Below are 14,607 nucleotides of genomic sequence, written 5' to 3'. Positions count from 1 at the left end.
TACTTGATAAAGTAAAAGAAAAAACTAAATGCATTAACAGCATTTAGTTTTTTTGACTTCTTTTGTTTTATTTTTTTAATAAAGCAAACATATTTTTTTTGTAAACTTCAACACCAGGTTGGTTAAATGGATTTACTTCTAATAGGTAACCAGACATAGTTACAGCACGTTCAAAGAACATAAAAAGAGCACCAAGTGAAGCTTCACTAAAGTCTTTAAAGATTAATTGAGCATTTGGTACATTTCCAACATTAGCATGAGCATTTAATGTAGCTTCTAAAACAGTATTATTAACACTGTGTAAGTCTTTACCGTTTAAATATGATAATTTATCGATGTCTTGTGCATCACTTTGTAAATTAAGGTTATATTGAGGTTGTTGCACTGATAAAATAGTTTCAAAAAGAATTTTGCTTCCTTCTTGGACCATTTGACCTAGTGAGTGTAAATCAGTTGTGTAAATAGCTGATGCAGGTCAAAGACCTTTACCTTCTTTTCCTTCACTTTCACCAAATAATTGTTTTCATCATTCAGTAAAGTATTGTAATTTAGGTTCATAAGTTACCAATAATTCAACAGCATATTTTGCTTGTGTGTGAAGATAATAACGACTTGCAGCATAAAGATAAGCAGGGTTTTCTTCTAATTTATCAGAAGCAAGTTCTTTAGCAGTAACTGAAGTACCTTGTAACATTAAGTCTACATTAATTCCGGCACAAATAAAAGGAAAAAGCCCAACAGCTGTTAATACTGAGAAACGCCCACCAATATCATCAGGAACAACTAATTTTAAATAACCTTTTTCAGTAGCTAATTCGTTTAATAATCCTTTTGCTTTATCGGTTGTTGCTACTACAAGTTCAGCAGCTTCTTCTAAAGAAGAAGTTTGTGATTCTAATAATTTTCTAAATTCTCTAAATGCTACACTAGGTTCCAATGTAGTTCCTGATTTAGAAATAACATTAATAGCAAATTTTTTACCTTTAACATATTCAAGTTTTTCGCTTAGTGATGTTGATGATAAATCTGTTCCGGCAAAAACAAGCTCCATTTGTGGTTTTTGTTTTGCATAAGGGCCAAAAACAAAATCATATCCAGTTTTAGCTCCTAAGTATGATCCACCAATTCCAATAACAACAACAACTTCAACACCTAAGTCTTTTCATTGTTGAGCTTTTTGTTTCATTACTTGTAATTCTTGTTGGTCTACTTGATCAGGTAAGTTATATCATCCTAATCATTCGGCTTCATTTGTGGTTTTTGTTTCTACTGCATGGTGAATTTTTGAAACTTTATCTTGTAGATATTTAACTGTTTCAATACCATTAGGTAAAAGTTTCTCAATTTGTAAATCTAAATAAGTAATTTTCATAAGACTCCTTATATTTAATTTCTTAATTATATACTTTTTTATATAGCACTATTTTGAATCGGTATAATAGCAACTTTATTTATGTAAAAATTTTTACATAAAGCTAGAATTAACTAGCAAAAAATTTTTTTATTTTGCTATTTTTAAAAAATAAAAGTTATAAAATAAAAAAAGCAAACAAAAGGAGCAAAAATGACAAAAAGCTATAACGAAAGATTTATAAATATTTCGTTCTTTAGCTTATTTTTTATTTTCTGCTTAATTTCTGCTATCTTAATTTATTGAGATTACGGAATAATTTTTGGTTTTGCTCTAGGAAGCGCTTTGGCTTATTTAACTATGCAAATTAATATTTTAGTAGCTCGTACCATTTTAACGACTAGACCCAAGAAAATAGCGATTTTATCGATTTTATTGAAGAATTTCTTTCTTTATTTAATTGTCTCAGGTGTTATTGTCGGTGCTATTTTTATCAATAAAAGCAAAGCAAGTGCTGATGCCTCACGCCTTGCTATTGTTGATCGACCAATTAATATTTTTGCTTTAGTTTTTGGTTGAACTATTTTAGGTTGATCTTATGCTTTAGCGCATATTCTAGCAAAAAAATTAAATAGAAAGGAGGATTAATGGCAAATTTTACTGCTAAACTTTTTGAATGAGCACAACCACAACTTTTTTCACTAATTTTAACAGTTCTTTGTATTTGTGTTTTAAGTGTTATTGTGTATTTCAAAATTAAAAAAGTTAAAGCCAATGAAGCACCACAAGGTATTGCATTAGTTGCTGAAATTTATGTAACTGGTTTTGATAATAGTTTTGATGATACTGTTGATAATAAAATCCCTAATGCAAGACATTACTTAATGACTTTATTTACTTTACTTTTACTTGGGAATTTATTAGGTGTTATTGGTTTAGAACCCATTGGTACTTCGTATTCGATTCCTTTAACATTAGCTTTAGCTTCTTGATTAGGTATTTTCATCACTGGTTTTATTTACCAAAAAATTAAATATTTGAAAAAATATCTTAATCCACTTGAAATTGTTGGGGCAGTTGCGCCGCTTATTTCGCTTGGTTTCCGTTTATATGGAAACTTAATTGGTGGTGGTGTGGTTATGTTTCTTTTATACAGTGTTTTTGGTCTTGTTTGAATGGAATTACCAAATATGGGTAATCATCAATGATACTTTTTAGCACCAATAATTACTCCATTTTTCCATTTCTACTTTGATATATTCGACGCGGTTATTCAATCTTATGTTTTCATCGTTCTAACTACGAGTTATTGAATTGGAGAAACCGGAGAGGGACACTCAGCCGTACCAACCAAAAAAGAACAAGCTAAGAAAAATATCTTTAATCGTTTTAGAGGTAATCAAAAAATTAAAGCCACTTATTAAGGAGAAATTATGATTCAAAATCTTACTAAATTATTTGAAGATACAGCTACAACAACACCTGTAGCATCAGATACTACTGCTAAAGCAGCAGAACAAGGAACAAGCATCGGATTTGGGCTTGTATGTTTAGGGGCCGGAGTTGCCATGATTGGTGCTCTTGGATCAGCTGTTGGACAAGGATTTGCTGGTGGAAAAGCTGTTGAAGCTATTTCAAGAAACCCAGAAGCAGAAAGCAAAATCCGTACTATGTTCATTATCACTGCCGGAATTTCTGAATCAGCTGCAATTTATTGTTTAGTTATTGCATTCCTTTTATTCTTCCTAGGAAAATAATTTATTATGGTACAGACCCTAGAAAAAGTTTTTGAAGCAACTCAAAATAACAATGCTATTGATGCTCCAAAAGACTTTGCTGAATCAATTAGTGAAAAATTTAGTGCTATTTTTCCAAGTGTTCCATTGATGATTGCGACAATTCTAGCTTTTATTATTTTATTTGTTGTGTTATATGTATTTGTTCGTAAACCAGTCAAAGAAATGATTAAAAGAAGAAAAGATTTTATTCAAAACAATATTGATGAGTCAATTAAAATTAAAGAAGAAATGATCGAAAAACTCAATCAAGTCAATGTAGTTTTAGAAAATGCTAATAATCAAGCAGAAAGCATTGTCAACAGAGGATATGTTCGTTCTGAAAAAATTGTGATCGAATACACTGGAAAAGCAAAAAATGATGCTAAACAATTATTAGAAGAAGCGCATTTAGATATTAACAAGCAACAAAAAGAATTTAAACTTAAATCACGTCAAATTGTTGCTCAAACTGCAAAAGAACTCGCTGAAAAAATTCTTAAAAGAGAAATTTCCAAAGAAAGCACAGAAGAAATTATTGAAAAATTTCTTGATGATACCACCCCAATCAAAGGACTTAATTAATGTTAGTTCAAGCCAACGTTAAGGGATATGCTGTTGCTATTTTTGAACTTGTTAAAGAACAAAACAAATTCAAAGTTATGCACCAAGACATGGAAACTCTTTTGAAAATAATCAATCAAAATCCCGAATTCATTGCTTTTTTAAGTAACGAATTCATTGCAAAAAAAGAGCGCCTTGATTTAATTGATCAAGTTTTAGATGGACTTGATAAATTAGTTATTAATACAGTTAAAGTCGCTTTAGAGCGTCGTTCAATTTTATATTTAAAAAAAATTGTGACGCAATATCTTAAACAATCTAACGAAGAGATGAATATTTCTTTTGTTAAAGTTATTACTCCTGAACCTATTTCAGAAGCTCTATTAGATAAAATTCGTATTCGTCTTGAAACAGATCATGGTAATACTTTTGAAGTTGTTAACGTGGTTAATCCTAGTTTAATTAGTGGATTTCAAATTGTTTCAGATAGCAAAATTATTCAAGATAACTATTTAAATGATTTAAACAAACTATCTAATGCAATTGTGCAAAATAAAATAAAGGAGGTAGTAGATGGCCATTAAACTTGATGATATTTCAGTTATTATTAAAGATAAAATCAAGAATTATGATTTAAAAGTAGATCAATCAGAAATTGGAAAAGTTATTTCAATTGGTGATGGAATTGCTTTAGTATCAGGAATTGATAATGTTATGAACTCTGAGATTGTTGTCTTTGATAATGATGTTTATGGACTTGCTCTTAACCTTGAAGAAGAAGCTGTTGGGGTTGCTCTTTTTGGAGATGCTAACTCAGTTTCTGAAGGGGACACCGTTAGAAGAACCAAAGAAGTTATCTCAGTTGAAGTTGGAGATGAATTGCTTGGAAGAGTTGTTAATGCTCTTGGAATGCCAATTGATGGTAAAGGCGAAATTAAAACCAACAAAAAACGGGAAATTTTCAAAGTTGCTCCCGGGGTTATGACTAGAAAAGAAGTTAATCAACCACTAGAAACCGGAATTATTGCAATTGACTCAATGATTCCGATTGGAAAAGGTCAACGTGAACTTATTATCGGGGATCGTCAAACCGGAAAAACATCCATTGCTATTGATACCATTATTAACCAAAAAGGTAAAAATGTGTATTGTGTTTATGTAGCAATTGGACAAAAAAACTCAACTGTTGCACAAATTGTTAAAAAACTTGCTGACTTTGAAGCACTTGAATATACCACTATTGTTGTTGCAGGAGCTTCTGAATTAGCTCCACAACAATATATTGCTCCTTATACTGGAGTTACAATCGCCGAAGAATGAATGAGTCAAGGAAAAGATGTTTTAATTGTCTATGATGATCTTTCAAAACATGCTATTGCTTATAGAACTCTTTCGTTATTACTTCGTCGTCCACCTGGACGTGAAGCTTACCCTGGGGATGTTTTTTACCTTCACTCTCAACTTTTAGAGCGTGCTGCTAGATTAAACAAACAATATGGTGGTGGTTCAATTACAGCTTTACCAATTATTGAAACACAACAAGGGGACATCTCAGCTTATATTCCAACTAATGTTATTTCTATTACTGATGGACAAATTTTTACCCGTGAAAACTTATTTAACGCTGGTCAAAGACCTGCTGTTGATGTTGGTTTTTCTGTTTCGCGTGTTGGTTCATCAGCGCAAACCAAAGCGATGAAAAGTGTCGTTGGTTCTCTTAAACTTGAGCTTGCTCAATATAATGAAATGCAAGCTTTTGCTCAATTTGGTTCGGATTTAGATGATTCAACCAAAACAATTTTAGAGCATGGAGCTAAAGTTTATGAATTACTCAAACAAGAGCAATATAAACCAATTGCTCAAGCTGCCCAAGCTATTATTTTAACCGGTGTTAAAGAAAGATTAATTAATCCATTACCAAAAGATAAAATTCACGAATATCGTGATCACGTTTTACAAGCTATTCATGATGATAAAATGCTTCATTCAGTGTATAAAGATATTTTAGAAACTGGCAAAATCGAAGAAGAAAATAACGAAATTATCATCAAAAGCTTACTCAAAATCATCCAAGAAATTATTTCAAGCATTCCAAACTACGATCCAAAAAATTACAAGTCATTCCCTGAAAAATATAAAGACTACATTTAGACATGGCTAATTTAAATAGTTTAAAAGGTAGAATCGGAGTTGTTTCTAACACCAAAAAAATTACAAAAGCCATGCAACTAGTTGCAACGGCTAAATTACAAAAATCACGTAAAGAAATTCAAAACATTAAAGCTTATCGTGATTTGATTGTTGAAACTTTCTCTGAATTGACTAAAAATATTTCACGGCGTGATTTTGAAAGTGTTTTTACTTTAAATTACAACCAAACCAAAGACTTGTATATCGTAATTTCTTCAGATTTAGGACTTTGTGGAGCATATAACTCTAACGTTTATGCTCAAATGCAAAAACACATTCAGCCTGATGATCTTTTTATTTTTGTCGGTGCAAAAGCTTATGTTTATTGACATAACAAAGTAGCAAGTGAACAAATTGTTCAAAAATACTTATCTTTTGGCGATAAATTTACTTACGCATTATCAGAATCTATTTCTAAAGATGCTCTTGAACTTTATTTTGCTAACAAAATCCGTTCAATTAAAATTATTTATACTGAATTTGTTAATAACATTACTCAAGATGCTCGTATAGTAACGCTTTTCCCATTTGATTTACCTGAAAAAGCCATTGAAAATAATTTAAAAGCCGAAGTAGAATTTTTACCAAATGCTGAAATTATTTTACGTAATTCAATTCCGCTTTATATTTCAAGTATGATTTATGCACTTGGAAGCTCTTCAAAAATGTCTGAAATGGCTTCAAGAAGAAACGCAATGGAAAATGCAACAGATAATGCTGAAGAATTAATTAAAGATTTAGGTCTTGAATATAACCGTAAACGTCAAAGTCTAATTACACAAGAAATTACAGAAATTGTTTCTGGTGCAGATGCAACAAATTAAAGGAGGACAGATGGCTAACAACAAAGGTACTATTGTACAAATTTTAGGTCCGGTAGTCGATGTTCGGTTCACCACTGGTGTGCTTCCAAAACTTTTACATGCTTTAGTTGTGCAAAAGGATGGTCAAGATTACACCTTAGAGGTTGAGCAACATATTGGAGATGATACCGTTAGAACTATTGCTATGGTTTCTACTAATGGTCTTAAACGTGGAATGGAAGTTATTGATACTGGAGCACCAATTCTTGCTCCAGTTGGAAATGATGTGCTTGGAAGAATGTTTGATGTTTTAGGTAATCCTATTGACGAAATGGGAGCATTAGAAAATGTTCCTAGAAACCCAATTCATGCACCTGCTCCTTCATATGAAGAGCAAAAAACCTCAAGTGAAATTCTTGAAACTGGTATTAAAGTTATTGACCTATTGATTCCTTATGCTAAGGGGGGGAAAATTGGTCTTTTTGGAGGAGCTGGAGTTGGAAAAACAGTTCTTGTGCAAGAACTTATTAACAACATTGCTACTCAACATAATGGGCTTTCAGTCTTTGCTGGTGTTGGTGAAAGAACTCGTGAAGGAAACGATCTTTATTACGAAATGAAAGCAGCAGGAGTTTTAGATAAAACCGCACTTGTTTTTGGACAAATGAACGAACCTCCAGGGGCACGTATGAGAGTTGCTTTAACAGGTTTAACTATGGCCGAATACTTTAGAGATCAACAAAACCAAGATGTGCTTTTATTTATTGATAACATCTTTAGATTTACGCAAGCTGGTTCAGAGGTTTCTGCACTTTTAGGACGTATGCCTAGTGCAGTGGGATACCAACCTACTCTTTCAACTGAAATGGGACAACTACAAGAAAGAATTACTTCAACTCGTCGTGGTTCAATTACTTCGGTTCAAGCTGTTTATGTTCCTGCTGATGACCTTACTGACCCAGCGCCAGCAACAACCTTTACTCACTTAGATGCTAAAACTGTTTTAGATCGTGGAATTGCTTCGCTTGGTATTTATCCTGCCATTGATCCACTTGAATCATCTTCAAGATTATTAGATCCATTAATTGTCGGAGTTGAACACTATGAAGTGGCTCAAGGTGTAGTTACTATCTTACAAAGATTTAAAGAATTACAAGATATTATTGCAATTTTAGGTATGGGTGAACTTTCAGAAGAAGATAAAAAAATCGTATCTCGTGCTCGTAGAATCAGAAACTTTTTATCTCAACCATTTACAGTTGCTGAAAAATTCTCTGGTATTAAAGGGCAATATGTCCCTCTTAAAGATACCATTAGAAGTTTTAAAGAAATTCTTAATGGTAAATACGATGAATATCCTGAAGATTACTTTAGATATGCTGGAAGCATCGAGGATGTTATTGCAAGAGCAGCTAAAAAAGGAAATTAATGGCCCAAACTCATTTAACCATTACTACACCTACTAAAGTTTTTTTTAGCGGTGATGTAGATATTGTTACATTAAAAATCGCTGATGGTTATATCGGGATTTTACCGAATATTTCACCTATTTTCTCAAGTGTAGAAACCGGTAAGTTAACCATCGGATACGAAAAAGATCCTAATAGCATAAAATGTTATATTGGGAGCGGAATTTTATATGCTGATCAAAATCGAATCAATATTATCACAGATGATATTATTAAAGCAAGCGATATTGATTTAGCCCGTGCTCAAAATGATTTAAAAATGTATCAAGAAGAGTTGGAAAAAATCAAACAAAATTCTTCAGGTGACACTATGAAACTTGAAGTGAAGCTCAAAAAAGCAATTAGCAGAATTGATGTTTATAATTCATCAAACAAATAAACTATCGTAAGATAGTTTATTTTTATTTTTTAAAATATATTACTTATTAGTAATATATAAGCAAAAATTTGATAAAATTTTTATAATTAGCTATAAACTGCCTACAAAGAAAGGGATTTAAAGATGAAAAGAAGAATTTCAATCAAAAGCACGTTATTATTAAGTCCTATTTTTCCATTAATTGCAATTTCGGCTAACCAGAGCCAAATGCAAAACCAAAGTTTAATTGAAAAAGCAAAATCTACCTTAGAATCTGGGAAAAAGATCATTGATCATTCAAATCTTTTTAATGCTTCAAGCAATTTAGCCCAAAATCAGTATAAAGCTTTTGTGAATAAATTGCAGGAGGCAATAGATAATTTAACTCAAGTGAACGATGAGGAATTAGCTAATTTAATCGAGCAGGTTCAAAATTATTCAAAGACATTAGATGGAGAAGAAAAATTAGAGCAAGCACAAGCTTATTTAGAAAAAATTAATCTAATTCCAAATTTAAATAATGATCAAAAAAAGATCTTTAAAAAACGGCTTTTGCAAGATTCAGAAAGTTATTTTCAATATAATCTTGAAGAGGCACAACTTTATTCAGAAGCACTTGAAAAAGCTCAAAAGAAACTTCAATTAGCAGAATCTGCAGTAAAATACAGAGATATGTATATTTTTGCTTCAAATCGAAGAAAAAATGCATACGATAAAGTTTTAGCAAACATCGATAAAGCGATTAAGGAAAACAAATCCTTATATGCTAGTGATTTAAATGATTTAATATACCAACTAGAATCGGCTCAAAAGAAACTTGATGGTGAAAAATATCAACCTATTTATCAAGAAGCTTTTAGTAGCATCAATAAATTAGAAAATTTAAACCAAATCCAAAAAAATCAATTATTACAAAAACTTAATATTGCTGATTCAGAAGAATATGAAGCTATTTTAAGTGAGAGCATCAAGCTAAATTCGCTTTATAGTGACATTGTTAAATTATTTAATAAAGCTTCTGATCTTGTTAATTCAAATATCTTCAAGAATGCAACTAACTTACACCAAAATAAACTTAAAAACCAAATTGCTCAAGCAGAATCTTTAATTAAAAATGATAGAGATAAAATTAGCATTGACATATATGAACAAACTAAAAATGATTTATCGCGTGCCATTCAATATGTCGATTCACCTATGAATCAATTTGTAAGTGCCCTAAAAGAAAATGATTTAAATGCACTTATTAAAGCCAATAAAAAACTTAATGATCAAAATATTCGTAACAATGATGAATTGGTCGAAGGTCTTGAAGATAATCATTTAATTAATGCTTTTAATCAAGATCCTAAAGATTTAAGTGAAGAAACACTCAATAAATTAATTAGTTTAAACTCCAACCAATTATCAACAAAAATCCGGCAAGCTTATCAAGAAAAATTAAATGAAATAGAAAGTCAATATTGACAAAGCCACGCACCTAAAACTGATTCAAATTGATGATTATGAATGATTTTAGTCCTTGTTCCTTCCGGCATTGTTTTCTTGTATATTTTATGAGTCATTATTCAAAAAAAGAGGCAAAAATAAAAAACTTTTAAGTCTGCAAAATAGGCTTAAAAGTTTTTTCTTTATTTTGTGTAGTATATTAGCAAATTTATTTGTTTTTTGTTTTTGTTAAAAGCTAAAAAATTTTAGTCTTTCTTTATATTTATATTAAATTTTCAAAAACCAAATTAGAGTTTATTTTAAGATTTTTAATATATCTTTTAAATCATTAATTTGGTTTGATTCTAAAGCTTTATTTAATAACTCATTAGTACTTGCGCCTTCAAAAGTAAATTTATTTGAAGCACTTTTTTGTTTAATTATTATTAAGGTTACACTTTTATCATGTGAAGTATTAACTAAGGTTTGCGAAAGTTTTACATTATAAGCTTTAATGTAGCTTTGGTAATTTTCTAATAATTTTTGCGTTTTTTCTGGATCATAATCATTATCTAAGGATTTGATTTCCATTAAAATGGTATGTTTATTTTTGTACTTGCAAACTAAATCCGGATATGAATTTTTTAACAAATCATCTTTATCAAAAATTTGAAGATTAACTCCTTGATACACTGAGTTTTTGTATCAAAAACTAACATCTTTTTTATATTGTTCTTGATCAAGGGATTTAATTATTTTATTAAGGGTTTGCATTTCGGTTTTAGAATCTAGCACGATGTTATCTGAAAGTTCTGATTCGTAGGCATAATTGTCAAATTTTGAAACATTAATAAAGCGATCTTTAGATGAAGAGTTATTTGCTTGTTCTTGTCAATTTTCATCTAAAACTTCGTATTCATCAGTAATTCTTGTTTCACTTAGTTTGTAAATTTTAGTAATATCATCAGTTGCTTTTTTGGTTTCAATATTTGAGTGAATAATTTTTCTAATTTCACCAAAAGCATGTTTATAAAGCGCAAAAATGACAAAATTATAATCTATTTGAATCAAGTGTTGTTTTTTATTGAAGCTAGCAATAGCTTTTTGATAGTCAGCTTCAAAAGTTTTAACATTATCAATTAAATTCAAAATTTCTTTATATCTTTTGCTTATTTCGCTGATAAAAAGATGTAATTCAATTTTGTTGTAAGCTTTTCGTTCAATGTATGTTGAGACTTCATATGAATTGGTTTTTTCATTATAAGTAGTGGTATCTCTTGTAACAAGGGGCAAGAAGTGATATTTTATTCCATCAATTTCAGATCAATGATTTTGATATTCTTTGAGTTCGTGTGCAATTCATTGCTCGATATTATCAAGATTTATTAATTGAGTGACTTTTTGAATATTATTTTCACTATTGGTTTGTTCTTCTAAATAATTGGCATTAATTTTACCACTATATACTACCGGTTTTAAAGCAGCAATTTTTTCTTTTAAGTGTCAAATATTTTTATTCTTTTGAATTTTTGGGTTATTTGAGTAAATAAAATATTTATAAGCTACTGAATCTTTGGCGTGCTTAAAAGCCGGATTTGGATTTCGTTTGATTCGTCCAACAGTTTGTACATTTAAAGATTCTGATGAAACGTTTCTTAATTGCACGAGCATATTGGCTCTGGGGTTATTTCAACCAGTAGCTGGTCCAACTTTAAAAATAATAATTTGATAAGCCGAATCATTTTTACTAATTGATTTTAAAGAGTTATCTTCTCTGAGGATATTGTTATCAAGTATTTTTTTGATTTCCTCATCATCATTAATGTGATGTGTATAAACTAAGTTATATTCTTCGAGAACTTTTTTAATTAATTTAATTTGGTCATAAAAATCTTCTGTATGATCTGTGTTTTTGTTTTTGACTTGAATTAACATTGTTGGATTGATATTAACAAGACCAGGTTCTCTGGTTTCATCAGCATATTCTTTAATTAATTCTTTAAATTTCTTGCAAGCACTTCTTAATAATTGTTCATTATCAAGAGTTTCAAGATCACCAATAATATCGGCATTAATAAAATGAGAAGATTTTAACAGTTTGGGTTCTTCATCTAAAAGTTCTCTTTCGGTTAAAATCACTTTTTTAGCTTCTTTATGTTTAGGAGTAGCAGTCATAAAGAGCTGATAATTTGCATTTTGAGCAAGTAAAGTTTCAAATTTTTGATCATTTGAACTAACTTTGTTGGTTTTGTCCAAACCTTCAACACCTACGTGAGCTTCATCACGAATATAAACAATTTTATAACCTTTATTTTGAGCATCTTCAAGCAGTGATTCAATAATTTCTTCTTCGGTATAAATTCGATTTTTGCCAAAGGTTGATTTTCCAAAAATAAAGACTTTATTATTAATTGGTTTTAATTTATTGTGTCGATCTTTTTTACTTGCTTCTTTAACAGAAGGAGATTCTTCATAAGAAACTTCAAAAGTGGAATTTTCTAAATATTGTTTGTATTCATTGAGGTTACTTTCTAATTGTTTTGGTAATTCCCCAGTGGAAAGAGTAGCAATAATAAACATAATTGGAGTATCAATTTCACTAGCAAATGAAATCATTTTATCAATTATATTTGCCATCATAAAAGTTTTACCACTACCTGTAGGGGCAGAAAAGGTCACAATTGGAGTATTAACATCTGAATTAGTGAAATAATTTACTATTTCATTAACTTTATCTTCCTGTACTTTAGTTAACTTCATTTGTATCCTTTTCATCAACTAAAGCTTTTAGATTTCTTAATAATAGTAAATAATCATCATCTGATCTATTTGTTTTTATTCCAAAATCATTTAGTTCTTTTTTAATTATTTTAACTAAATCTGATGTATTCATTTTTGAGTTAAAACCTATTTTATAAGTTTTTTCGTAAAAGACATCTAAATTATCAGCGTATGGTTTATTCTTTTTTAATCAATCAAAAGTTTCACCTTTTGTTCCTTTGCCAGTATTAATTCTATATAGTCTTTCGTAAGTAATATTTTCACCTATATTATTTTCATTATTTGTTACTAACGTATATGTTCTATTACCACCATCTTCTCTATTTAATTCTAGAACTGCATGACCTGTCGTTCCACTTCCCGCAAAGAAGTCAAGAATCCTAATATTTTTTGATTGATGCAATTTCATGATAAATTTAATCAAGTCAAGAGGCTTTGCGGTATTAAAACTATTTTTGTCTATAAGTGAACTAAGTAAGTCATTACCATTTTTATTATTTAATTTTTGACCCAAAAGTAGTGACTTAGGAGTAAAATCAAATTCCCTCTTTTTAGTGTAAATATAATATTGATTTCCTCTTTTTACTACCTCTAAATCATTTTTATCTTTTTCTATTTTTTCTTTGCTTCATCTTCAAACTTTATATAGATTTTCTCCATTAGATTTTGGCCATAACTCGATATATTTCTCTTTATTCTTGTTAAGTGATATATTATATTTTCCGTTCTCATCTTTATAAATATATATTGGATAAAAAAGATTAGGTCTACTTAAATTATTGAATTTTCAATTACTGTTTTCTAAAGTATTTAAAAGAATATAATCACCTTTGTTATCATTTAAAACCTCTCTATCTCTTGTGTTGTATACAGATGGCATAAGTGAATTTATGTATTTTTCATCTAAAGTATTAAAATCAAAATTATTCATTTTATAAACAAGTATATATTCATGCGTTTTTGCAAAATTAACATTCACTTGTCTACCTTTTAAATTAGAGATAAAGGGCATTGATGTTATAAAATTATCTTCCCCAAAAATCTCATCCATTAAAACTTTTAAATAAGATTGTTCTGAATCATCAATTGACACAAAAATAACACCATCATCTTTAAGAAGTTGGCGTGCTAAAATTAATCTTTCTTGCATCATATTTAGTCAACCATTACGGCTGAATTTGTCTCTATAAATAAATTTAGATGCTTTGATATTTTCTTTATTATCTGCAATTAAATTACCATCAGCTCCTGCTGATTCTGTATTGTATGGAGGATCGATGTAAATTACATCATAGAGCGCGTTAGCGTCTCTCTCTCTCTCTCTCTCTCTACTAACAATAAATTCTTTAAAACGTTGTAGTTTTCACCAATAATTAATTGGTTATTTGGTTTTAAAGGATCGTTTATAAACGATTTTTGTTCATCTTTTTCTAATAAGGTAATTGAGTCTTTGGCTTCACCAGGAGCTGAATCAAAGGTAAAACCAACCTTAACTCTTTGGATTAAAACTCTATAAGCATTTTCAAATTCCAATGTAGTTGTGTTTTTATCGTGAAATAGTAAAAGTAACATCTTTTTAATTAGATCTTTTTGATCTTTGTTTAATTGTTTGCTACTTATATCATCAAGTTTTTGAAAATATAAGTGCAATGTTTCTTGTTTTTTAGTGTTTTGCATAATCCTCCATTTAATATACTTATTTAATTTTCAAAAACATATTTTAAAAAATAAACAAAGATGAAGCTATTTTGCAAAAACCAAAATAAATTTAGAAAATCAATTACCTCATTTAGACGGTTTTTTATTTATTTTTCTTGAAAAATTTCTTAAAAAAAGAATCATTAAAGTAATTTATTTTTAAATAAATTATTTTATTAGAATATTGAAA

14 protein-coding genes are annotated in these 14,607 nt (G+C 29.6%); 10 read left to right on the top strand and 4 right to left on the bottom strand.

Annotated elements, in window-relative coordinates:
• Positions 1-67: 67 nt before the first annotated feature.
• Positions 68-1,372: a glucose-6-phosphate isomerase gene (locus Q349_RS00145; protein WP_036463568.1), complete on the bottom strand. Its 1,305-nt coding sequence runs from the start codon at positions 1,370-1,372 to the stop codon at positions 68-70.
• A gap of 192 nt (positions 1,373-1,564) precedes the next feature.
• Here Q349_RS00145 and Q349_RS00140 point away from each other — a divergent pair, with 192 nt between their 5' ends.
• From Q349_RS00140 to Q349_RS00095, 10 genes are all read left to right on the top strand, one after another.
• Positions 1,565-1,999: a hypothetical protein gene (locus Q349_RS00140; protein ID WP_036463565.1), complete on the top strand. Its 435-nt coding sequence runs from the start codon at positions 1,565-1,567 to the stop codon at positions 1,997-1,999.
• Positions 1,999-2,775 carry a F0F1 ATP synthase subunit A gene (locus Q349_RS00135; RefSeq protein ID WP_036463562.1) on the top strand — a complete coding sequence of 259 codons (777 nt, stop codon included), beginning with the start codon at positions 1,999-2,001 and terminating at the stop codon, positions 2,773-2,775. The genes Q349_RS00140 and Q349_RS00135 overlap by 1 nt, the downstream gene beginning before the upstream one ends.
• A 9-nt stretch (positions 2,776-2,784) precedes the next feature.
• Positions 2,785-3,108, top strand: a complete 324-nt coding sequence (gene atpE / locus Q349_RS00130; RefSeq protein WP_036463560.1) for an ATP synthase F0 subunit C — start codon at positions 2,785-2,787, stop codon at positions 3,106-3,108.
• Between the two features lie 6 nt (positions 3,109-3,114).
• Complete coding sequence (atpF, locus tag Q349_RS00125; protein ID WP_051616709.1) at positions 3,115-3,711, top strand: F0F1 ATP synthase subunit B; 597 nt, start codon at positions 3,115-3,117, stop codon at positions 3,709-3,711.
• On the top strand, positions 3,711-4,274 hold the full coding sequence (atpH, locus tag Q349_RS00120; RefSeq protein ID WP_036463558.1) for an ATP synthase F1 subunit delta: 564 nt from the start codon (positions 3,711-3,713) through the stop codon (positions 4,272-4,274). The genes atpF and atpH overlap by 1 nt, the downstream gene beginning before the upstream one ends.
• The gene (atpA, locus tag Q349_RS00115) at positions 4,264-5,841 is read left to right on the top strand and encodes a F0F1 ATP synthase subunit alpha (protein WP_036463555.1); all 1,578 of its coding nucleotides are present in this window, start codon (positions 4,264-4,266) and stop codon (positions 5,839-5,841) included. Before atpH ends, atpA begins: the two co-directional genes overlap by 11 nt.
• 2 nt (positions 5,842-5,843) lie before the next feature.
• The gene (gene atpG / locus Q349_RS00110) at positions 5,844-6,704 is read left to right on the top strand and encodes an ATP synthase F1 subunit gamma (protein WP_036463552.1); all 861 of its coding nucleotides are present in this window, start codon (positions 5,844-5,846) and stop codon (positions 6,702-6,704) included.
• A 10-nt stretch (positions 6,705-6,714) separates the two neighbouring features.
• Positions 6,715-8,112 carry a F0F1 ATP synthase subunit beta gene (atpD, locus tag Q349_RS00105; RefSeq protein WP_036463550.1) on the top strand — a complete coding sequence of 466 codons (1,398 nt, stop codon included), beginning with the start codon at positions 6,715-6,717 and terminating at the stop codon, positions 8,110-8,112.
• Positions 8,112-8,531, top strand: a complete 420-nt coding sequence (gene atpC, locus Q349_RS00100) for an ATP synthase F1 subunit epsilon (protein ID WP_036463547.1) — start codon at positions 8,112-8,114, stop codon at positions 8,529-8,531. Before atpD ends, atpC begins: the two co-directional genes overlap by 1 nt.
• Before the next feature lie 123 nt (positions 8,532-8,654).
• Positions 8,655-10,100 (top strand): hypothetical protein, encoded by a 1,446-nt coding sequence (locus Q349_RS00095; protein ID WP_036463545.1) that lies wholly within the window; start codon positions 8,655-8,657, stop codon positions 10,098-10,100.
• A 153-nt stretch (positions 10,101-10,253) separates the two neighbouring features.
• Here the strand turns inward: Q349_RS00095 and Q349_RS00090 are convergent, their stop codons facing one another.
• Genes Q349_RS00090 through Q349_RS03455 form a run of 3 tightly spaced genes read right to left on the bottom strand, consistent with a single transcriptional unit; the run spans position 10,254 to position 14,396 of the window.
• A complete protein-coding gene (locus Q349_RS00090) occupies positions 10,254-12,698 on the bottom strand; it encodes a DEAD/DEAH box helicase family protein (RefSeq protein ID WP_036463543.1) in 2,445 nt (814 codons plus the stop codon).
• A complete protein-coding gene (locus tag Q349_RS00085; protein ID WP_245601324.1) occupies positions 12,685-13,998 on the bottom strand; it encodes a site-specific DNA-methyltransferase in 1,314 nt (437 codons plus the stop codon). Before Q349_RS00085 ends, Q349_RS00090 begins: the two co-directional genes overlap by 14 nt.
• Before the next feature lie 5 nt (positions 13,999-14,003).
• Entirely contained in the window at positions 14,004-14,396 is a 393-nt protein-coding gene (locus Q349_RS03455; protein ID WP_036463538.1) for a hypothetical protein, read from the bottom strand.
• Positions 14,397-14,607 lie beyond the last annotated feature (211 nt).

Origin of the sequence: Mycoplasmopsis sturni DSM 22021 (assembly GCF_000701485.1) — a bacterium.
Taxonomy (GTDB): Bacteria; Bacillota_I; Bacilli_A; order Mycoplasmatales; family Metamycoplasmataceae; genus Mycoplasmopsis; species Mycoplasmopsis sturni.
This window is presented reverse-complemented; position numbering and strand designations above follow the sequence as displayed.